Raw genomic sequence first — 21,283 nt, 5'->3', positions numbered from 1 at the left:
CCAGGGAAGGAATTGTCATGCCATCAAGCCTTTTGCACGTGCCGAGTGCGCCATGAGGACGGAATCGGGCCGGGCCAACCGGCGCATCCTGATCGTGGATGACACGGCTTCGATCCACCAGGATTTTCGCAAGATCCTCTGTGCCGACGAGCACGGCGAGCCCTCCCTCGACACCCTGGAGTCCACCCTCTTCGGCACCACCGCGCCGGCGCGCCAGGCGTTTGACCTGGATTCGGCCTACCAGGGCCAGGAAGCCTTGGCGCTGGTCAAGAAGGCCCTGGACGCCCACTCGCCCTACGCCATGGTGTTTATCGACATGCGCATGCCCCCAGGCTGGGACGGCCTGCACACCATCGAACAGCTATGGGAGGTGGACCCCAACCTGCAAATCGCGCTCTGCACGGCCTATTCCGACTATTCCTTCGAGGCCATCGAAGCGCGCCTGAAGTACAACGACCAACTGCTGATCCTGAAAAAGCCCTTCGACCACCTGGAAATCCGCCAGATGGCCAGCGCCCTGACCTGGAAATGGCAACTGGCCCAAGACGCGGCCCTCAAGGTGATCAGCCTGGAGCGCACCATCGAGGAACGCGTGCAGGAGCTGCTCAAGGTCTCGCATTTATTGCAATACGACGCCCTGACGGAGTTGCCCAACAGCACGTTGCTGGGCGACCGCCTGACCCAGGCGATCGCCTTGGCCCGCAGGCACGACACGCAACTGGCGGTGATGTTTCTGGGGCTCGACCGCTTCAAGCGCATCAACAACGCCCTGGGCTATCCGGCCGGCGACGAGGTGCTTGCGCAGGTGAGCCTGAGCCTGGTGGCGGCGATACGGGCCTCGGACTCGGTGTTTCGTTATGGCTCTGACGAGTTCGTGGTGCTGCTTAACGATATCCAGCATCCCCAGCAAACCCAGCACATTGCGCAAAAAGTACTAAATGCTGTCAGCGCGACTCGCCATGTCGCGGGGCATGACCTGAGTGTGAGCGCCAGCCTGGGCATCAGTATTTACCCCGATGACAGCGACAATGCCGTGGGTTTGCTCAAGCACGCTGAAACCGCGATGCGCACCAGCAAAGAACGCGGCCCGGGGGATTTCAGCTTTTACACCGAAGACATGAACCTGCGCGCCCAGCACCAGCAAAACCTGGAAAGCGCGATCCGCCAGGCGCTGGACCGCGATGAGTTTGTGCTGCATTACCAACCCAAGCTGGCGCTGGAGTCCGGGCGCATCGTCGGTGCGGAAGCGCTGACCCGCTGGTTTCGACCGCAGTCGGGTTGGGTCAGCCCGGCGGAGTTCATTCCGGTCGCCGAAGACAGCGGCCTGATCGTGCGCCTGACTCAGTGGGTCCTGCGCCAAGCCTGCACACAAGCCCAAGCCTGGCGTGAGATGGGCCTGGCGCCCCTGCGCATGTCGGTGAACATCTCGGCGATCGACTTTCGCCAACGGGACTTCGTCGACAACCTGGCCGCCATCCTGAAAGAAACAGGCCTGCCGCCCACCCAACTGGAACTGGAAATCACCGAAAGCGTGCTGATGCAGAACGTCGACGAAACCGTGGAGACCCTGCAAAAGATCAAGGCCATGGGCATCCGCCTGGCCCTGGACGATTTCGGCACCGGCTACTCCAGCCTCAGCTACCTGCGGCGCTTTCCCATCGACGTGCTGAAGATCGATCAATCCTTCGTGCGCGGCCTGCGCATCAATAGCCAGGACGAACAACTGATCAGCGCTATCATCGGCATGGGCAAGAGCCTGGAGCTGAACATCATTGCCGAAGGTGTGGAAACCGTCGACCAATTGAACTTCCTCAAAGCCCAGCGGTGTGAGGAGGGCCAGGGCTTTCTGTTCAGCAAGGCGCTGCCTTCGAAAGATTTTGTGCAGCTGCTGCAAACGGATAGCGCGACACTGATGCCGGATCAATAAAATAAATAGCCCTGGGCCTGCAAGGAGTGCTCGCTTGAGCAATGTCGTAAACCACCGTTCCGGCCTGATGTTCGCGTTATGCCTGAGCACCGCATCGCTGTCAGCCGCACCGCTGGACGAAGCGCTCAAGCCCTTGCCGGCGGTTCCAGTACTGGACCCGGCCAAGGTTGAGTTGGGTCGCCAGTTGTTCAATGAGCCGCGCTTGTCGGTCAACAACACCTTGTCCTGCGCGAGCTGTCACCAACTGACCAGCGGCGGCGCCGACAACAAGCCATTCTCCATTGGCTTTGACGGCAAACCGGTGCAGATCAATACCCCTTCCGTATTCAATGCCAGCCTGAACTTCAAACAGTTCTGGAACGGTCGGGTGGACACGCTGCAGGCCCAGGTCGAGCAGGTGGTGATCAGCCCGGTGGAAATGGGCAGCGACTGGAATAGCGTGGTGCGCAACCTGTCCGCCCTGCCCGCCTACCAGAACGCGTTCAAACAGGCCTATCCCGATGGCGTCACCGCTTCCAATGTGCAAAACGCCCTGGCCACCTACGAGCGTACGCTGCTGACACCCAATTCGCGGTTTGACCAATACTTGCTGGGCAACACCGATATCCTGACCCGCCAGGAAAAATACGGCTACCAACGCTTCAAGGATTACGGCTGCATTGCCTGTCACCAGGGCGTGAACATTGGCGGCAATATGTTCCAGAAATTCGGCGTGATGGGCGATTACTTCAAGGCCCGCGGCAACCCGCTGGAATCGGACCTGGGGCGCTACCTGCTGACCCAGGATGAAGAAGACCGCCATGTGTTCAAGGTGCCCAGCCTGCGCAATGTGGCCGTCACGGCGCCGTACTTCCACGACGCCTCGGCCAAGACCCTTGAAGAGGCGGTTGACGTGATGTTCAAGTACCAGTTGGGGCGCAACCCGTCCCAGGAAGACAAGGACCTGATTATCCAGTTTCTCAAGACCCTGACCGGCGAATGGGCGGGCAAGCCGTTATGAGACCCTTGTCACGCCGACGCACCAGCCAAATCCTGCTAGGCCTCATCACCCTGTTCCTGGCCTCCACCCTGGTGTTTTTGTACCTCAAGTCTTCACGCGACCAGACAGCCACTTATACCCAGTCGCGCGACTTGATCCGCCAACTCCAGCAGCTCAATGCTCAGTGGGACAGCGAAGTGCTCAAGGCCCGCATCGCGATCACCCACAACTACGACCCACTGGTCACGCCGCTGACCGAAATGACCCGTATCGGCGCTGAACTGGAAAGCCGCGACACCTACCACAGCGCTGCCGACCTGCCCGGTTGGCAAGCCAGCCATGCGGCGTACCTGACGGCCATCGAGGAAAAAGCCCGGCTCGTCGACCAGTTCAAATCCCACAACGCAGTGCTGCGTAACTCATTGGCTTTTTTACCGACGGCCGAAGACGACATCCAGGCCCAATTCAACAGCATGACCGACGAAGGCCGCCTGCAACTGCAAAGCGTGGCCACCGACACTTACGACCTGCTGCTCAGCAGCCTGGAGTTCGCCCAAGTCACCAGCGACGAACGTGCCGCCGATATCCTGGTGGGCCTGGGCAAGCTGGCCATCAACCAACAGAGCCTGCCCAGCGAGTTCCAGGCACCGGTGGAGATCCTCAGCAATCATATTTCGCTGATCCTGCGCGAACAGCCACTGGTCAACAGCCTGCTCGAGCGGATTGCCGCCGTGCCGGTGGCCGAACACCTCGATGACCTGACCACTCACCTCAATCAGGACCAGCAGGCTACGGACCTCATCGATCATCAGTACCATCGCTACCTGCTGATCTTCTCGACCTTGCTGGTGGTGCTGCTGCTTTACCTGGCGGTGCGCCTGTTGCGCAGTTTCGCCGAGATCAACCGCGTCAACCGCGCGTTGCAGGCCGCCAACGAAACCCTGGAACAACGGGTGGAGCGGCGCACGCAACAGCTCAAGGATGCCCAGAGCGAGCTGATGAACAGCGCCCGCCAGGCCGGCATGGCGGAGATCGCCACCAACGTGCTGCACAACGTCGGTAACGTGCTCAACAGTGTGAACATCTCTGCCGACCTGGTCAGCCGCAAGCTGCGCAGCAGCAAGGCACTCGGCCTGGGCAAGGCCATGCAACTGATCAACGCTCACCAAGGCGACCTGGGCACCTTCCTTACCGAGGATGAAAAGGGCAAGTTGCTGCCGGGCTATCTGAACCAGTTGGTCGAAGCGATTGCCATCGAACAGCAAGGCATGAGCGATGAGCTGGCGCAGTTGAGCAAAAGCGTGGACCACATCAAGGACATCGTCTCAACCCAGCAATCCTATGCGGGTGCGTCTACCTTGCTGGAGCCGGTCAATATCAGCGCCTTGATGGACGACGCCCTGCGCATGAACGCCGGCGCGCTGAGCCGTCACCATGTCACTGTTGTGAAGGCGTACGCCCCGGTGCCGGAGATCTTGGCGGACAAGCACAGGTTATTGCTGATCATGGTCAACCTGATCAGCAACGCCAAATACGCCATGGACAAACTGTCTGAGCGGCCACGGCAAATCACCCTGGCGGTGGAATCGGTAGGCGACGAGACCCTGAAGATCAGTGTGAAGGACGATGGCGAAGGCATACCGCCCGAGAACATGGCACGCATCTTCACCCACGGTTTTACCACCCGCAAGGAGGGCCACGGTTTCGGCCTGCACAGCTGCGCCCTGGCCGCCGTGGAAATGAACGGCCAGCTCAGCGCCCACAGCGACGGGCCGGGCCTTGGCGCCGTCTTCACCTTGACCATCCCCATGACACTTGCCGGAAGCAGCTCATGAACCAACCTCCCAACCGGCGCATCCTGCTGATCGATGACACACCGTCCATCCATGAGGATTTTCGCAAGATCCTGATGCCCGACGAAGCCTCAACCGAAGCGCTGGATGAAATGGAGTCGGCGTTGTTCGGCGACACCGCCAAACCTCAAGCCCAGGCATTCGAACTGCACGGCGCGTATGGCGGCGAGGAAGGCCTGGGCTTGCTGACCAGCGCCATGGCGCAACAGCGCCCCTATGCCTTGGCCTTCGTTGACATGCGCATGCCCCAGGGCTGGGACGGCGCCAAGACCATTGAAGAACTGTGGAAAGTCGCCCCCGACCTGCAAGTGGTGGTATGCACCGCCTACTCGGACTATTCCTGGGATGACCTGTTGTTTCGCCTGCACGCCCACGACCGCCTGCTGATCCTGAAAAAGCCGTTCGACAACATTGAAGTCCAGCAAATGGCCAACACTCTGGCCAACAAATGGGACATGGCGCGCCGCGCTTCCCTGCAAACCTCGCAGCTGGAGCGGTTGGTGGAAGAGCGCACCCAAGCGCTGCAACTGGAAATTGAAGAGCGCAAGCACCTGGAAAGCCAACTGGTGCAGTCGGAAAAACTCGCCTCGCTGGGGCAACTCGCGGCCGGCGTCGCCCATGAGATCAACAACCCCGTGGGCTTTATTTCCTCCAACCTCAGCACCCTCGACAGTTACTTCAAGCAGCTGCAACAGATGCTCGATGCCTACCAGCGCAGCGAAGCGCACATCGGGGCGCCAGAACATCGCGAACCGCTCACGGCATTGCGCAACGAGCTGGACCTGGATTTTCTCAAGGACGACATTCCGATCCTGATCCGCGAATCCAAGGACGGCATCGGCCGTGTGGTGCAGATCGTCAAGGACCTGAAGAACTTTTCACGGGTGGATAACGACCAGACCTGGCAATTCGCGAACCTGCAGCAAGGCATCGATTCGACGCTGAACATCGTCGCCAGCGAACTCAAGTACAAGGCCGATGTGGTCAAGCACTACACGCCGCTGCCAGAAATCGAGTGCCTGGCTTCGCAACTCAACCAGGTGGTGATGAATCTGGTGATCAACGCCGCACAAGCCATGGGCCCTGAGCGCGGCACCATCACCATCAGCAACGGGGTGGACGGCGAGAACGTGTGGCTGGAAGTCGCAGACAACGGCTGTGGGATTGCCCCCGACACCGTGCAGAAGATTTTCGACCCGTTCTTCACCACCAAGCCTGTGGGCGAAGGTACCGGGCTGGGTTTGTCGTTGTCTTACGGGATCGTCAAGAAACACCGTGGCGATATCAGCGTCAGCAGTGAGGTGGGCAAGGGTACGAAGTTTCGGGTAGTACTGCCGATTCGGCAGACGGCGGCGTAGGCACGCCGCCGAATCATGCTCATGCGTCAGCTTTTTTCGGGCTCGACCCAAACGATGCAAAACGCTTGTTGAACCCGGCAATCCGGCCTTCGGCCTGGGTCTTGCGCTGCTGGCCGGTGTAGACCGGGTGCGAGGCGCTGGAGACGTCCAGGGGGATGTAGGGATAGGTGTTGCCGTCGCTGTGTTTCTGGGTGCGATCACTGTCGGCGGTGGAACCGATGAGGAAGAACACATCGGCGGCGGTGTCGTGGAACAGCACGGTGCGGTAGTCGGGGTGGATACCAGCTTTCATGAGGCCTCCGGGGCGTCTGGGTGCGGTTGATTTGTTATACAGTAACACAACACCGAGCATCCAAACGAGAACCTCTTGCAATAAAGGTAGAGCGCGAGGAGCTATGGGGCCTTCTGGAAATCCGTTTCCTGGGACGTCCAACCATTAAAAACCAAACTGGCTTAACTGCTGATCTTATCCAGTGCTGACTGGGCCTCATTCGGCTTGGCTTCGTTGTTCTTCACGGCATTGATATACCCTTTAACGACGCCGACAAGATTTCCTCTCGTAGCGCTGGCGAGCGCTTCATCGAAACCATCAGCCCGAGTTTTGTCAAAACCCGCCTTCGCCCCTTTGATAGCTCCGATCACTCCCGGTTCCGAATCGCCAATACCTAGAAGAATGTTGCTGAGTCCAGGGATAAACCGGGTTCTCTTTCCAGCCTCGCCGGCAGCCCATTGCACGTTATCTTTGTTGGTGCCGTCCTTCCTGACATGGGTGTCGCTGGTACTATCCAGACGGTGATGCTCACGCAAGGCTAAATAACCCTGCTCCGTAAAGTCTTTCCACACGCCTGCAGGTGTACCGTGCCGAGCGTCGCCGCTATGGGTAATGCCTTCAAGGTCGCCATTGCCGTGGGCCTTGCCTCGGTGTTCTCCGTCAGCCGATAAGGACGTATCGATATAGTTGAGCACCCGCGCAGCGTTGAAGGCTGCATCAGCCCGTGCGTCCGGGTCTTTGTTGTTGCTCGTCCAATCCCCAAGAAGTTTGTAAGCCAATGAGCGATTGATATCTTTTTGATGACCCAGTTTTTTGAGGATCGGATTATCGTTGATGATTTGTTCGGCGGTGCGGTTATCACCCGGTGGGCGGCCTGTGGCGATCTCCGGCTTTCGGCTCACATCCTGCTCAGGTTTTTCGATGCCTTCAATGCGTTTGTGTTCTTGGGCGACTTGCTCCCGTAGCGGGCCGGTTAACTGGCTTTTATTCCAATCGTGGCTGGAGGGGGCAGAATTCCAGACATTGGAAAAAACATTCGCTACCGCTATCGATGTCGTCATAGGTAAGTCACTCGTTTTGGTCGTTATAAACTCCCTCTTGATAAAGTGTCCTTACTTCACAGCGCCCGGTCACAACCAGACACTCAATGAATGGTGACGGGGCAGCAATACGTTCCTGATCAAGCTGATAGTTTTTTTGTCGGTACAAATACGCAGAGGCTCAAATAGCTGACTGGACGATCAATCCTTGTCCGTGCTTTGTCGACAGGTGCAGAATGGTTAATCGACCTGAAGAGTCCGAACCCAAGGAAACCGTATGAGCCTGTCCTTGTTAAGCCGCTACGCCTTCTTTGCTGTGTGCGTCATTTTCACCCTCGCCAGCCTCCCCTTTATCGAACATGAATGGCTGTGGCCGATCACGCTGGTAACCGGCGTACTCAGCCTGATCGGCATTGTCGACCTGCTGCAAAGCCCCCATGCGGTGCGTCGCAACTATCCGATCCTGGGCAATATCCGTTACCTGGTAGAAACCATCCGCCCGGAAATCCGCCAGTACCTGCTGGAGTCTGACAGCGACGCCCTGCCCTTCTCCCGCGCCCAGCGCTCGCTGGTGTATTCGCGCGCCAAGAACGAAACGGCAGACAAACCCTTCGGCACCCTGATTGACGTGTACCAGTCAGGCTTCGAATTTATCGGCCACTCCATGCGCCCTGCGCCACTGAGCGACCCCAGCAGTTTTCGCGTGATGGTCGGCGGCCCACAGTGCACACAGCCGTACTCGGCGTCGGTGTTCAATATCTCGGCGATGAGTTTCGGCTCATTGAGCGCCAACGCGATCCGGGCACTCAACCACGGCGCCAAGCTCGGCAACTTTGCCCACGACACCGGCGAAGGCAGCATCAGCCCCTACCATCGCGAAAACGGCGGCGACCTCACCTGGGAACTGGGCAGCGGTTACTTCGGCTGCCGCACCAGCGACGGCCGTTTCGACTCCGAACGCTTCGCTGTGCAGGCCCAGAACCCGCAAGTGCGCATGATCGAAATCAAGATGAGCCAAGGCGCCAAGCCCGGCCATGGCGGGATTTTGCCCAAGCACAAGGTCACCCAGGAAATCGCCGACACCCGCGGCATCATGATGGGTGAAGACTGCATCTCGCCGTCGCGTCACAGCGCGTTTTCCACGCCGATCGAGCTGATGCAGTTCATCGCTCAGTTGCGCGAACTGTCCGGCGGCAAACCTGTGGGCTTCAAGTTCTGCCTGGGCCATCCGTGGGAATTCATGGGCATCGCCAAGGCCATGCTCGAAACCGGCATCCTTCCGGACTTTATCGTGGTGGACGGCAAGGAAGGCGGTACCGGTGCCGCGCCGGTGGAATTCACCGACCATATCGGCGTGCCGCTGCGCGAAGGCCTGCTGTTCGTGCATAACACCCTGGTGGGCCTGAACCTGCGCGACAAGATCAAGCTCGGCGCCAGCGGCAAGATCGTCAGCGCCTTCGACATCGCCAGCGTCCTGGCCATCGGCGCCGACTGGGCCAACTCGGCGCGTGGTTTCATGTTCGCCATTGGCTGCATTCAGTCGCAGTCATGCCACACCAACAAATGCCCGACTGGCGTCGCCACCCAAGACCCGCTGCGCCAACGCGCGCTGGTGGTGCCGGACAAGGCCCAGCGCGTGTTCAACTTCCACCGCAACACGCTGCACGCTTTGGCAGAAATGCTCGCCGCCGCCGGGCTCGATCACCCGTCGCAGTTGTCGGCCAAGCACTTGGTACGACGCATGTCGGCGACCGAGATCAAACTGTTTTCGCAGTTGCATGTATTCCTCAAGCCTGGGGAATTGCTCACAGGGGAAGTGAACGGCGAGTTTTATTCGCGGATGTGGCAGATGGCGCGGGCGGACAGTTTTGAGCCGCATGAAATTGCTGCAGCCTAAAGGACACCTAGCATGTTGAAAGTTCATCGCCGAAGACTTTATCAAGCCCGAACATTTGGAAACCGTGCGCCCTTGGTACGCTGAACTGGTGGAAAAAACCCGCCAGGAACCGCTGTGCATCGCCTACGATTTGTTCATCGATCAAAAAGACCCTGGGCACTTCATTTTTATCGAGCAATGGCCAGATCAAGCGGCGCTGGATGCGCACTGCCAGACCGAGCACTTCACCCGGTTGGTGCCCCAGATCAATGAGCATCAAGCCAAGCCGTGCCGGGTCTTGTTGATGGACATTTTCTGACAAGACCCACCGCCTGCTGAACCGGACCACCGACGGCATCGTTGAAAACAAGGAGATTCACATGCCGTTACTGGACTTCGCCGTAATCGCCGCGCAACTGCCCGACAGTTGGACATCCACACGCCTGGGCCAGGTTGGCCCGGCGCGGATCAAAGTACTGCGCATGGATGAACAGACGTACGAGGAAGAAACCCACGACTACAACGAAGGGTTGTTGGTGATCAGTGGGTACTTGCACCTGCGCATCGGTGATCAAGCCATCAGGGTGGACGCCGGCCAGATGTACCTGGTGGAAGCCGGCACTGCCCACGGTGTGCTCGCCGGCAGCCAGGGCACCCTGGTGATCATTGATCTCTAGAGACATTCAGTAATACCCAGCCTTTGCAATTGCTTACAAATACCGCCAACCTCCGCCCGCCCGACGTGCGGCGACGCCCGCGCTCACCTATCGTCATTAAACAACTTGTTCAAGAGCCCGCTGCCATGCTGAACGGACGCGACCCGCGCATCGACTTTTTTCGGGGCCTGGCGTTGATCTTCATTTTCTGGGATCACGTGCCTCACAACCCCCTCGCCAACATCACCGTGCAGAACTTCGGGTTCAGTGACGCCGCGGAAATCTTCGTGTTCCTGGCCGGCTACGCAGCCGTGCTGGCCTACGGCAAGATTCTGCAGCGCGAGGGCTATCTCTTCGCCTGCCTGAAAATCCTGCGTCGGGTGTGGACACTCTACGTGGCGCATATTTTCCTGTTGGCGCTGTTGATGGGCATCGTGATTTTCGCCAACAGCCATATCGAGACTCGCGACCTGGTGCAGGAAATGGGCCTGGGGTATTTTCTCAGCGATACCCAACAGGCCTTGATGGATGAGTTGCTGCTGCGCTTCAAGCCCAACCTCACCGACCCGTTGCCGTTGTACATCGTGCTGATTCTGAGCCTGCCGCTCACCCTGCCACTGCTGGTGTATGTGCCCAACGTGATGGTGGCGATCTCGGTGGCGGTGTACCTGCTGGCGCCCTGGCAGGGCTGGAATTTGCCCGCGAGCAACGGCGGAGTGTGGTACTTCAACCCCATCACCTGGCAATGCTTGTTCATCCTCGGCGGCGCAGCCGCGTTGCGCTCACCCAGCCGCGCCGAAGCGCGGCCGTTGCTGCGCCAACCCTTGTTCGTGGCCGCTGCGCTCTACGTGTTGGTGACCTGTGTGATCACCTTGTCTTGGCGCTGGCCCGAGGTGCATGACGCCTGGATGCCACGCGTGATTGGCGAATGGCTGTACCCCATCAGCAAGACCGACCTGTCGCCGGTGCGCCTGCTGCACTTCCTGGCATTGGCCTACGTCACCGCCAAATTGCTCCCCGACGTCGGCTGGACGCAGCAGTGGCTGGCCCTGCAATTGGCGAGGATGGGGCGTTACTCCCTGGAAGTGTTTTGCCTGGGCGTGGTGCTGGCGCCACTGGCCGACATGCTCAATGCCATGGCCGGCGACAGCCTGGCGATCAAGTTATCCACGGCCTTGGCGGGCGCTGTGTTGATGGGCTTATTGGCGGCATGGCTGGACCTGAACAAGCGCCTGGACCAACGCTACGCCAGCCGCGCCGTCGTCACGACTACATAGTTAGCGACCCCGCCGGACAGCGGGATGGCAACTGAACCACCGCTTTCGCAGGCAAGCCAGCTCCCACATTGGTCGTGTATTGCCCACAGGATCAACGCCCGGCACAGATCCCCCTGTGGGAGCGGGCTTGCTCGCGAAGGCTGCGGGCCAGTCAATTAATCTGCAACTGAACCACCGCTATCGCAGGCAAGCCCGCACATTTAAACGGAGCGGGTCGCGCTGCTATTGGCGACGGCGGGCTGCAACTTGAATACGTAGTACAACACGGTCAACAGCACCAGGAACGCAGGCCCGACATACAGCGCCACACGGGTCTCCGGGAAGTACGCCATCAGGCCCACCACCAGCACCAGGAACGCCAGCGCCAGGTAGGAACTGACCGGGTACAGCCACATGCGGTACTTGAGGCCCGCCTGCTCCGCCGGGCTCAGGCCTTTGCGGAATTTGAGCTGGGCCAGCAGGATCATCAGCCAGGTCCAGATCGCGCCGAAGGTGGCGATGGAGGTCACCCATACGAACACCTGGTCCGGCACCAGGTAGTTGAGCAGTACGCCCAATAACAAGGCAAAGATCGACAACAGCAAGGCCTTGCGTGGCACGCCGTTACTGGAGGTGGTGCCGAACGTCGCCGGCGCCTGGCCGTTCTGCGCCAGGCTGTAGAGCATACGCCCGGTGCTGAAGATGCCGCCGTTGCAGGACGACAGCGCGGCGGTGATCACCACGAAGTTGATGATACCCGCGGCAGTCTTGATGCCCAGACGCTCGAAGGTCATCACGAACGGGCTGCCCTGGGTGCCGATTTCATTCCACGGGTAGATCGACAGGATCACGAACAGCGCGCCCACGTAGAACAGCAGGATGCGCCAGAACACCGAGCCGATGGCGCTGGGAATGGTCTTCTGCGGGTTACGCGCTTCACCGGCGGTAAGGCCGATCATCTCGACGCCCAGGTAGGCGAACATCACCATTTGCAGGGACATCAACACGCCCTGCACACCATTGGGCATGAAGCCACCATGGGTCCACAGGTTGGAAATGCCCAACGCCACGCCGTCATTGCCGAAACCGAAGGCGATGATACCGACGCCACCGATCACCATTGCAATGATGGTGACGATCTTGATCAGCGCGAACCAGAACTCGAACTCACCGAACGCCTTGACCGCGATCAGGTTGATGGTGCCCATGCTGATCAGCGCCGCCAGTGCCCAGATCCAGCGTGGCGTGTCGGGGAACCAGACCCCCATGTACACCGCCACTGCGGTAATTTCTGCGACGCAGGTCACCAGCCACAGGAACCAGTAGTTCCAACCGGTGAGAAAGCCTGCCAATGGACCGAGGTAATCCTGCGCATAGCGGCTGAACGAACCGGCCACCGGGTTGTGCACGGCCATCTCTCCGAGGGCGCGCATGATTACCAGGATCGCCAGGCCGCCAATGATGTAGGAGAGCATGATCGCCGGGCCGGCCATTTCGATGGCCTTGGCCGATCCCAGGAACAGCCCCACACCGATACACGCGCCGAGCGCCATCAGGCGGATATGCCGTTCGCCGAGTTCGCGTTTGAGCGGGCCGCCTTGAGCGGTCTCGCCAGGGGGCAGTGGTTTGCCGACAGGCATAGGAATACAACCTCATTTTGTTATTGGATTTAGCCACCGAGCCTGGGCGTATCCGCGGATGGGCTGATACACCGGCTGGACCGAACTCGCCTCATGGGCAAATCCGCCTGGTGCGACTCACGCGCACAGGTCAGCGGGCGTGCAGTATAAAAAGCTAACGTCAGGTCTTTTCACTCAATAAACAAGGAAATTTGGCGATAAGCCCCGAGAAAAACCGCTTGGACGGTGCAAGCACCAAGCGTCTACATCGGCCTTCCCGGCGCAAAACGGCGCAGAGTATTGCATAACCGGTCAGGATCGGGACACCTGGGGGCGAGCACATGATGGCGCGGTTCTGCACCCCGAGGCCGTTCAAATGTGGGAGCCGGCGTGCCGTTCAGTCCACACTGAAAAACAAACGTCTGGCCAGCAGCCGGGAAATGCTCGCACGGTCGATGTCCAGGGTTTGCTGCACGCGCCCGGTCTGGCCGCTGCGCATGCGGGCGAACGCCTGGGCTTCAGCTTCGGCCTGGGCCTGGCGCCCCAAGCGCTGCTGCTCGGGGCTTTTGATGTGGGCGGCGGTGTAGTGATCGTCCGGGCCCAGGCGGGTTCCATAGTGAAAGTGCGCGTAACACAGCGGCTGCGCCGTTTGCGCATCCTGCACAACATAGACTTGCAGAAAATCCACGGTTTTACCCTTGAGGCGTACGCGGGCACCTTGTCGCTGGATGCGCACCTCATTGAGCGCGTGCAGGAAATCGACATCTTCGGCCCGCGTCAGCTTGAGTTTGCTGGCCCGGACACGCGCCTCGACACCCGCCGCCTCCAGGCGCGTCGCCGCGGCCCGCAAGTCGCTGGCCCGCACCCTGGCGTTGGCCTGCTGGGTGGCGGCCAGCCGTGAAACGTCCAGGCTGCGTAATTTTCTGTCGATATCCGCCGCCACCATGCGCCGACTGTTGGCTTGCGCCGCCAACAGGGCTTGCAGGGATTCGGGCTCACACCTGTCCGACATGCCTTGCACCTTCGCAATCGCGTTGTCGACGCCTGCCAACAGCCGCAGGCCCTTGTTCACCAGCGCTCCCAGTTGCGGGTTGGCCGTACGGGGTTTGGCCGGCGGTTCCACCGCTTCCCATACGCCGTCGTCGGCCTCGGTGAAGGTGGCGATCACACTGCCCTTGTCGTCCACCAGCTCTGCGGTGCCGGTCGGGCCTTTGACCCGGGCCACATACACATCGCGGTTGCGCGTGCGGATGATCTTTTTTTGCCGCGAGCCTGCTGCCTCTGCCTTGACCGACACCACGCCGGGGGCGGTGTCCAGCAGGTCAGCCAGTTGCTCCTCAACCTGACGGTGCAGGCCAGACAGCAACGTCTGGAGTTTTTGCAGATTGGCCAAGTCAAAGGTGTCCGGCGCCATGGCGCGCCAGAACTGAATGTGGTCGTCGGTGAGCGCATAGATGCGCCCCAGGCTTTTGAGCACTTCTACACGTTCTTCCCGCGCGATGGAAAGATGCTCCAGGTCGGCCAGGGAGCGGCTGGCCCAGCGGGCACGATTGATCACCTGGTTCAAGCTGTCAAAAAACTCCGCCTCCAGCGGTGGGCCTTCGATATCAATGGTGATGCCCCACAGTGTGGTCACTTGCAACGCTTGCAAATCCAGGACCGAAGGCCTTGCAGCCAAGTCATTTTGCAGCTCGCGGGCCTTGTTGCGCCCAAGCCGCGGCACTGCCCTGAGTTGGTCAATATAGGTTTTTTCCAGCGTGCGCCAGCGAATCGCCGCCTCCTCGGCTGCCACTTGCTCACGCATGTTGCGGTCCAGGTCAGCATGGGCCTGGCGATTAAGATCGGAGCCGGCTTCGTCCTCACTCTCATCTTGCAGGACATCGAGCAGAGGGCGGATGCGCGCATTGATCTGCAGCATCTGCTCACGCGTGTCGGCATCCAGTAATTGCAGGCCCAGAATCAGTGATTCCAGCACTTCACAAAGTTCTTCTTCATACCGAGGCCGTGGCTTGATCGCACGCAAACGCATCAGCAATTGCAGCTCTTGTTGCGAGGACGTCACCTTATTCTGCATTTCCTTGCGGTAGCGTTCCTCAAGTTGCGCCAACTGTGCCTCGGTAACCTTGCCCTTTGATTCGCGCGCCAGCTTACGCGCCACGATCATGGCTGCACCGGCCCTGTCACGTGCGCGCCCAGCATCACGATATTGCTGTTCAAGGCTCGGCTCGGACACTTCAAGTGCCTGCAGTTCGGCTTCGAGCGCGGAATCGGCATTGCCCCCTGGCAAGTGCAATCGCGCATCAAAATCCCAATACCCGTCACCCAAGGATTTCAACCAGGGACCTTTCTCGCGGCCATCGGCGCTGACGACCCGCACCGCATTGGCCTCGTCCACCACCCGATACACGTGCCCGCGTACCAAGGCATGCCATTGCGGTGGTGAAAAGGAAGTGTCATAGACCAAACCCTGGCGCGGGCCGCTTTGCTCGGCGTTGCTCCATTCTCCGGAGAAAACCCTGAGGCTCAGGCGGCGTGCCCGAGCATTCTGCGCGGTGGTCAGGTCTTTACGCGCATTACTCCAACGGATCGGGGTGTGGAACATTGCAGGCACGGGGACACGAACAGGCGCCGACGCGGCGGGCTCGGCGTGCGCCAACGGCGCAAAGACGGGGTGCTCCAGTTGCAGCGCCTGATGGGGGGCGTGGGGCGTGGCCTGGTGCGCAAGAATTGCCATCAGGTTGCTCAGTACATCCGTAACGGCTTTGTTCCTGGCCTGTTCATCGTCGCTGGCCAGGTCCTGAATATCCTGCTGCAGGCTGTCGACCAATTGCACCAGCCATCCGCCCAATTGCAACGGCCCGCTGGTCAACGGCAGGACACTGGCAAACAACAGCCAACCTACCTCTTTCATATGGGCCCAGCGTTGTTCGGCGTTCGATACCGATTGCCGGTCAGCCAGGGCAACCAGAGCCTTTGCCGTGCCGTTGAACACCAGGGTGCAGGGGCCTTGCGTGCCCAACTGCTTGTGCAGTTGCGCCGCCGGCGGTTTGTCATACACGCCGAACTCATCGCCAGGCAAAAAGCGACGGATATGCGGTTCATTGAAGCCGCCGTTGGCGTAGACCGCCTGGCGTGCCGGAGCGATCCAGGTCAACACGCTGTCCTGTAATGGGCCTGGCGCCTTGATGGCCTCGAACAACGCGTGGATCGACGCGTACTCCTGCAACATCGGTTCGAGCAATGGCCGGTACAGCAGATGCACGCCCGCCTGCCCGGCCCTTGGGCCAATGATGAAGTGCGCGGTCACCTCATCGGCGTCAGCAGCCGCCGAAGCCTTGAACGCCAGCGGCCACAGCGCCATTGCCTGGTCCTGTACCGTACGATCGGCCAGGCGCGATTGCAGCGCAGCCTGCACGCGCCTGAAGCCATCCAGCGTCAGGCCGTGCTCGTCCTTGATCTTCAGTTCCAACGCCAGCATCGGCAACTGCACGCGTAATTGGCGCTTGAACAACTGCAAGCGCCGAGCGTTTTCGGTTGGATCATCCAACAGCTTTCTTTTCAACAAAGCCGGGTAAGCCTGGCCGACGTCAGCCGTTTGCACACACCCGCTCAGCAGGTCGTAAGTCAACCAACCGGGCGCCGGGGCGTCGTTCAACGTGATGCTGGTGACGGTGTGAGGGAACCCGGCCAGGTTTTCCAGCGCCAGTTCGGTCAGGCTTACGGTGATCAGGTCGACTTCGCCCGCTATGAAACCTCCCGGCACCGGCACTGCGGCGGCAATCACCCGTTTAAAGGTCAGCCGGACATCGGCAGGCAGCACTTTGCGCGCCGCAGGTTGAGCGTGCAGGCACGTTTTGAGCGCGTCATCGGCAAACTGACGGATTGAGTCGATACCGTCGAGAAACTGTTTACCGCCATTTTGCTCACGGGCCAGCACCAGTGCCTGGAGCAGGCGCGCGTAGGCGATGCTGTCTTGCTCGTCGGCGTGGGCCAGCCACAGCGGCATGGCGCTGCGCAGCGCTTGCTGACGTGCGCCCAGGCTGGCGACGAACCAGCGTCGCGGATCGGTGATGTAGTCGAGCAACGCCTGATGCTGCCCCGGTGCAAGTGCCAGGCTGCGGTCAATCCGGTCGATATCGCGCAGTTGACGTGCCAGGTAGCTCGCCGCCAGGGCGTCGAACGGATCGCTGTCAACGTCCTCGGCAAACCATTGCTCTACGCGCGCGCCCTCAGCAAAAGCCGGCAACCATGCAGCGATTTCGTCCTCGTCGCGCAGCGGGTGCAGGCCACTGGCCGGGCTGAACAGCAAGCGCTGTTGTCCGTGAATAAGGACCAGCACCGGCAGCATCTCGACGGGCGGCCCCGCCAGGTAAACCGCCTGCACCCGCAATGCATCGCCGTGGGCGCTCCACTCGTTATCCGGACGAATCGGATGCAGCAGGGTTTTGGGGAACAGTGTGGCGAATTGCTCTTCGCTGTATCCCGGCGGCTTGGGTGAGTCATACAGCAGTGTCAGCAGGTCATCCGACAGGTAGCCCCAGCGCGTCATGTTCACCGGCAACTCTTCACACCACCAGGCTTGCAGGCGTCGTACGTAGGTCGTCCACAACAGCGCGCCGCAGCGGTTGATCAGCCGCTCCAGTTCAACCAGGCTCGGGCCACCTTCCACAAACACCTCGCGCACCCGTTGGGCGACCACGTGATAGTCCGCCACCAGCAACACCGGGCCGGCGAGGGCCAGGCGTTGCAGCAGCCACTCGGACAAGGCCTGGTAAACGAGGCTACCGTCAGTGTCGGCGGGCGCAGCGATATAAATCAGACCGGCCTGCCATTTGTGTTCAGCAAAATGCTGGTCAAGGTAGGCCTGGGCGCTTTCTTGCGCTACCGCCAGCAATGACGGCGGCTCGCGAAACAACGTTTCGATTTGCTCGCTCGTGATGAGGTGCTGTGAGTCGGCTGGAGGGGTGGAAGCGGTCATGTTGATACTCTGAGGGCAGTTAAAATCAAACGCTAACCGCCGCCGAGCGACCCGCTGGCCTAGACAATTAACGCCTGCCATGACGCGCTGTGTGCTGCCCCGTCGACAAACTTCATGGGCAAGGCAATTCGCGTCTACGCTTCAGACAAGTCCGATCAATCTGTAGGAATGGATCAGTCGACTATGGGCGCACTGTGGCAAACCGACTCGCACAAGGCTGAAGCCGACAGCCCGTCACCCGCCCCATTGCCGAAAAAATTCAGACCGCCCCGGCCATGGCGCCGGCTGTTCTGGCTGATCCTGCTGCTGGTGCTGCTCGCCCTGGGTTTTGCCGTGTTGCGCGAGATGCACAGCGCTCGCTGGCAGGCTCGCACCCTCAGCCAATGGGCCGCGCAGTTGACCTACCGCGTCGAACCCGGAGCCAGCGATGCGATCCTGTACCCCGGCGCCGGGCCCTTCGATCAGCGCCTGGGCTACAGCGCCCTGGGCGACTTCCTGCCGCGCCTGCTCAAGCGTAATTACGTGATCGAGTCCCAGGCACGCTTCTCCGCGGCGCTGATGAACTACAGCCGTCACGGTCTGTTTATTCCCTACGCAGAAAAAATCCAGGCCGGGCTGAGCATCACCGATTGCCGCGCCGCGCCGCTGTATCAATTCAATTACCCGACGCAGTTGTATGCGCAGTTCAGCGACGTGCCACCGTTGATGGTGCGCAGCCTGCTGTTTATCGAAAACCGCGAGTTGCTCGACCCGCAGCCAGCCCAGGCCAACCCGGCGGTGGACTGGCCGCGCTTTGCCAAGGCCGCGTGGTCACAGGTTGCGCGCCAGCTGCACCTGCCGGGGCAAACGGCGGGCGGCAGCACCCTGGCCACGCAGTTGGAAAAGTACCGCCATTCGCCGGACGGCCTGACCCTGTCGGGCAGCGAAAAACTGCGCCAGATGCTCTCGGCCAGTGTGCGCGCCTATCAGCACGGCCCCGACACCCTCCTCGCTCGGCAGAACGTGGTGCGCGACTACCTCAACAGCGTGCCGCTTTCGGCAGTGCCCGGCCACGGCGAAGTGCACGGCATGGCCGAAGGCCTGCGGGTGTGGTATGGCGCCGACTTCAACCAGGTCAACCGGGCCCTGGCCGACACCACGAACACCGCGCCCAGCCTGGCGGCCCGTGGCCTGGCGTTGCGCCAAGTGCTGTCGCTGATGATCGCCCAGCGCCGCCCGTCCCACTACCTGACCAAGGGCCGCGATGAGCTGGCGCAGTTGACCGACAGTCACTTGCGACTGCTGGCGCAACAGGGCGTGATCGAGCCGGGATTATTGAAGGCAGCGCTGGCCAGCCAGGTCACCTACCGCGACTGGCAGCAACAACCGACCACCCAGAAGATCGAGGCCAACAAAGGCATCAGCGTGGCCCGCAGCCGCCTGGCCGCGCTGCTCGATCGCCCGCTGTACGACCTCGACCGCCTGGACCTGTCCGCCACCAGCACCTTGCAAGGCCAACTGCAGGAGCAGATTACCGCCTACCTCAAACAACTGGCCGACCCGGCCTATGCCAAAGAGATCGGGCTACTGGGCGAGCGCTTGCTCACCCCCGCCAGCACGCCGCAGGTGCGCTACAGCTTTACCTTGTTCGAGCGCACCGCCGACAGCGCGCGCGTGCGGGTGCAGACCGACAACACCGACCAGCCGTTCGACATCAACGAGGGCAGCAAGCTTGAATTGGGTTCTACCGCCAAGTTGCGCGTGCTGACCACCTACCTGCAAATCATCGCCGAGCTACATGAGCGCTACGGCGCATTGGCGCCAGCAGCGTTGAAAAAAGTCGAGGTCGCCGAGCAGGACCGCCTCAGTCGTTGGGCCGTGGACTACCTGCTGCAAAATCCCGGCAAATCCCTGGCAGACATGCTCGAAGCGGCCTTGGACCGCACCTATTCGGCCAGCCCCGGCGAGAGCTTTTTCACCGGTGGCGGCCTGCACCGCTTCCATAACTTTCGCAACCAGGACAACGGTCGCAACCCGAGCCTGCGCGATGCCCTGCGCGAATCGATCAACCTGCCGTTCATCCGCCTGATGCGCGACCTGGTGCGCTACGTCACCTACAGCAGCGCCAACAACAGCGCGCAGTTGCTCAAGGACGACAGCGAGCCACGCCGCCAGGAATACCTGGCGCAATTCGCCGACCGCGAAGGCACGGCTTTTTTGCTCAAGTTCTGGAAGAAGTACCAGAAAAAAGACACCCAGGCGCGCCTGGAAACCTTCCTCGACAGTCTGCACCCCACACCGATCCGCCTGGCTGCCGTGCACCGATACCTGCTGCCCGACGCCAGCCGCGAGAGTTTCAACAGCTTTCTGCGTGCGCGCCTGGCGGGAACCAAAGGCCAGCAGACACTCACCAACAAACGCCTCGACACGCTGTACGACAGCTACGGCCCAGGCGCCTATGACTTGCCTGACCAAGGCTATATCGCCAAGGTGCACCCGCTGGACCTGTGGCTGATGGGCTACCTGCTCAACCATCCGGACGCGACGTTCAGCGAGATCGTCAAAGCCAGTCAGTTCGAGCGCCAGGAGGTCTACAGCTGGCTGTTCAAAAGCCGCCATCAGAGCGCCCGCGACGGGCGTATCCGCACCATGCTGGAGATCGAAGCGTTTCTGGAAATTCATCAGCGCTGGAAAGCCGTGGGTTATCCGTTTGATCATCTGGTGCCATCGTTGGCGACCGCCATCGGCAGCTCCGGCGACCGCCCGGCAGCGCTGGCCGAGTTGATGGGCATCATCCTCAATGACGGCGTACGCATTCCGGTGCTGCGCATTGACAGCCTGCACTTTGCTGCCGGCACGCCCTATGACACCCGCCTGATCAATGCCCCCGACCGCGCCCGCCGAGTGATGCCTTCCGAGGTGGCGACGGCCCTGCGCGGCGCGCTCTCCCAGGTGGTCGATGCCGGCACCGCCAAACGCGTCGCCGGCAGTTTCAAACACGCCGACGGCACACCGTTGGCCATGGGCGGCAAGACCGGCACCGGCGATAACCGTATCGAAGCCATCGGTGCCGGCGGGCGCATTCTCAGCTCCAAAGCAATCAACCGCACCGCCACCTTTGTGTTTTATATCGGCGAGCGCCACTTCGGCACGCTCACCGCCTTCGTGCCCGGCAGTTCGGCGCAGGGTTTCACCTTCACCTCGGCGCTGCCTGTGCAGGTGCTCAAAGGCATGGCGCCCCTATTGATGCCATACCTGCAAGGCGACGAGCAGAACGCCTGCGTGAGCAGCACCGGTAAATGAACATACAGCGCAAAGTGCGATGCAGTGGTTATGTATTGGCCTTTCATGGGCATAGGTATCTACACAACTTTTGTAGCCACTGCCGACGCTAACCACGATGCGAAGCGAGCCGCTCTTGCTCTTGCTCTTGCTCTTGCTCTTGCTCTTGCTCTTGCTCTTGCTCTTGCTCTTGCTCTTGCTCTTGCTCT

13 protein-coding genes are annotated in these 21,283 nt (G+C 60.7%); 9 read left to right on the top strand and 4 right to left on the bottom strand.

The annotated features are described in order from the left end of the window. Positions 1-52: 52 nt before the first annotated feature. The 4 genes from AC1RAC_RS22045 to AC1RAC_RS22030 all read left to right on the top strand — a co-directional run bounded on the left by AC1RAC_RS22045 (position 53) and on the right by AC1RAC_RS22030 (position 6,117). A complete protein-coding gene (locus AC1RAC_RS22045; protein ID WP_089041309.1) occupies positions 53-1,927 on the top strand; it encodes a putative bifunctional diguanylate cyclase/phosphodiesterase in 1,875 nt (624 codons plus the stop codon). A gap of 67 nt (positions 1,928-1,994) precedes the next feature. Further along, positions 1,995-2,927 carry a cytochrome-c peroxidase gene (locus AC1RAC_RS22040; RefSeq protein WP_373456462.1) on the top strand — a complete coding sequence of 311 codons (933 nt, stop codon included), beginning with the start codon at positions 1,995-1,997 and terminating at the stop codon, positions 2,925-2,927. After that, complete coding sequence (locus AC1RAC_RS22035) at positions 2,924-4,741, top strand: DAHL domain-containing protein (protein WP_034126442.1); 1,818 nt, start codon at positions 2,924-2,926, stop codon at positions 4,739-4,741. Before AC1RAC_RS22040 ends, AC1RAC_RS22035 begins: the two co-directional genes overlap by 4 nt. After that, positions 4,738-6,117 (top strand): ATP-binding protein, encoded by a 1,380-nt coding sequence (locus tag AC1RAC_RS22030; RefSeq protein ID WP_057976086.1) that lies wholly within the window; start codon positions 4,738-4,740, stop codon positions 6,115-6,117. The genes AC1RAC_RS22035 and AC1RAC_RS22030 overlap by 4 nt, the downstream gene beginning before the upstream one ends. Before the next feature lie 19 nt (positions 6,118-6,136). On the opposite strand, the gene AC1RAC_RS22025 is transcribed toward AC1RAC_RS22030, so the two are convergent. After that, positions 6,137-6,409 (bottom strand): type B 50S ribosomal protein L31, encoded by a 273-nt coding sequence (locus tag AC1RAC_RS22025; protein ID WP_034126440.1) that lies wholly within the window; start codon positions 6,407-6,409, stop codon positions 6,137-6,139. Between the two features lie 161 nt (positions 6,410-6,570). Beyond that, entirely contained in the window at positions 6,571-7,449 is an 879-nt protein-coding gene (locus AC1RAC_RS22020) for a hypothetical protein (protein WP_089041311.1), read from the bottom strand. A 256-nt stretch (positions 7,450-7,705) separates the two neighbouring features. Between AC1RAC_RS22020 and AC1RAC_RS22015 the strand changes: the two genes are divergently transcribed. From AC1RAC_RS22015 to AC1RAC_RS22000, 4 genes are all read left to right on the top strand, one after another. Then, positions 7,706-9,325 carry an FMN-binding glutamate synthase family protein gene (locus AC1RAC_RS22015; RefSeq protein ID WP_259284991.1) on the top strand — a complete coding sequence of 540 codons (1,620 nt, stop codon included), beginning with the start codon at positions 7,706-7,708 and terminating at the stop codon, positions 9,323-9,325. A 55-nt stretch (positions 9,326-9,380) separates the two neighbouring features. Beyond that, positions 9,381-9,623, top strand: coding sequence for a putative quinol monooxygenase (locus tag AC1RAC_RS22010; RefSeq protein WP_492616991.1), 243 nt, complete (start codon positions 9,381-9,383; stop codon positions 9,621-9,623). A 61-nt stretch (positions 9,624-9,684) separates the two neighbouring features. Next, positions 9,685-9,981 (top strand): cupin domain-containing protein, encoded by a 297-nt coding sequence (locus AC1RAC_RS22005; RefSeq protein ID WP_054897691.1) that lies wholly within the window; start codon positions 9,685-9,687, stop codon positions 9,979-9,981. Positions 9,982-10,106: 125 nt separating this feature from the next. Next, positions 10,107-11,237, top strand: a complete 1,131-nt coding sequence (locus AC1RAC_RS22000; protein ID WP_034126436.1) for an OpgC family protein — start codon at positions 10,107-10,109, stop codon at positions 11,235-11,237. 200 nt (positions 11,238-11,437) lie between these two features. Here AC1RAC_RS22000 and AC1RAC_RS21995 read toward each other — a convergent pair whose 3' ends face one another. Next, positions 11,438-12,856 (bottom strand): amino acid permease, encoded by a 1,419-nt coding sequence (locus tag AC1RAC_RS21995; RefSeq protein WP_054897689.1) that lies wholly within the window; start codon positions 12,854-12,856, stop codon positions 11,438-11,440. Positions 12,857-13,232: 376 nt separating this feature from the next. Further along, positions 13,233-17,813 carry a coiled-coil domain-containing protein gene (locus AC1RAC_RS21990; RefSeq protein ID WP_492616990.1) on the bottom strand — a complete coding sequence of 1,527 codons (4,581 nt, stop codon included), beginning with the start codon at positions 17,811-17,813 and terminating at the stop codon, positions 13,233-13,235. Between the two features lie 183 nt (positions 17,814-17,996). Here AC1RAC_RS21990 and AC1RAC_RS21985 point away from each other — a divergent pair, with 183 nt between their 5' ends. Continuing rightward, entirely contained in the window at positions 17,997-21,095 is a 3,099-nt protein-coding gene (locus tag AC1RAC_RS21985; protein ID WP_492616989.1) for a transglycosylase domain-containing protein, read from the top strand. Positions 21,096-21,283: the final 188 nt, after the last annotated feature.

The organism is Pseudomonas sp. GW823-FHT02F05 (assembly GCF_058797315.1).
Note: the sequence above shows the minus strand (reverse complement) of the source record. Positions and strands in the feature narration are given on the sequence as shown.